The following is a 1,296-nucleotide window of genomic DNA, read 5'->3' as shown; positions in this document are numbered from 1 at the left end:
CGGCTGAACCGCTCTTCCGAGCTGGTCGATGTATTTGATCAGCGTTTCTTGGTCTAGGTCGCTTGCCAGTAAGTCTGCGTGACGAGGCTTCATGCCACCGTTGCCACACACATACATGTTCCAACCTGCGTCAGTTGCGATAATACCTAAGTCTTTACCTTGAGCTTCTGCACACTCACGAGTACAGCCAGACACACCAAACTTCATCTTATGAGGAGTGCGGACGCCTTTGTAACGGTTCTCGATCATCACACCTAGTCCGACAGAATCTTGAACGCCATAGCGACACCAAGTTGAACCGACACATGTTTTCGCCATGCGCAGGGCTTTCGCATACGCTTGGCCCGTTTCGTAGCCTGCTGCGATTAACTTCTTCCAGATTACTGGTAAGTCATCTTTTTGAGCACCGAACAGACCAATACGTTGTGCGCCTGTTATCTTGGTGTACAAGTTGTATTCAGCAGCGACCTCAGCAAGAACAGACAAAGCTTTAGGTGTGACTTCGCCACCAGCCATCCTAGGAATGACCGAGTATGTTCCGTCTTTTTGAATGTTACCGAGAAAGTTGTCATTGGTATCATGAAGCTTAACGAGCTCAGGTTTAAGGATGTGCTCACCCCAGCATGACGCAAGGATAGAGCCAGCAAGAGGTTTACACACTTCACAGCCGTAACCTTTACCGTACTTCTCTAGTAATTCATCGAATGTTTTGATTTCTTCAATACGAATAAGATGGAAAAGCTCTTGGCGAGAGTAAGCAAAGTGCTCACATACGTCGTTCTTCACTTCAACACCCGCTTTAGCAAGCTCAGCGTTTAGTACTGAAGTTACTAATGGAATACAACCACCACAGCCAGTACCTGCACCCGTTACTGCTTTGATATCACCAATGGTGTGGTGACCTTCAGCAACCGCTTGAGCGATCTTGCCCTTAGTCACATCAAAACAAGAACAGATAACGGCAGATTCAGGTAGTGAGTCTGCGCCAAGTGTTGGCTTTTCAGCACCAGCGTGCGCAGGAAGAATCAACGCATCTGGGTGCTCTGGCAGGTCAATTTCATTGAGCATCAGTTGAAGAAGGTCGCCATAGTCGGATGTGTCACCGACCATTACCGCACCAAGCAGCTTCTTGTTGTCTTCAGAAACGATGAGACGTTTATAAACTTCTTGCTCTTCGTTTTGGTAAACGTAGCTTTTACAACCAGGAGTACGACCATTTGCATCACCGATTGACCCTACTTTCACTCCCAGAAGCTTAAGCTTCGCAGACATGTCAGCACCTTCAAATGTGCTTTC

General features: G+C 47.5%; 1 protein-coding gene. It reads right to left on the bottom strand.

The genetic code is table 11. From position 1 onward, the window contains the following. Positions 1-1,296, bottom strand: a 1,296-nt coding sequence (gene nirB / locus ACP45E_RS10065) for a nitrite reductase large subunit NirB (protein ID WP_141707283.1), incomplete at both ends; no start/stop codon positions are given.

Origin of the sequence: Vibrio genomosp. F10 str. 9ZD137 (assembly GCF_049974785.1) — a bacterium.
Taxonomy (GTDB): Bacteria; Pseudomonadota; Gammaproteobacteria; order Enterobacterales; family Vibrionaceae; genus Vibrio.
Note: the sequence above shows the minus strand (reverse complement) of the source record. Positions and strands in the feature narration are given on the sequence as shown.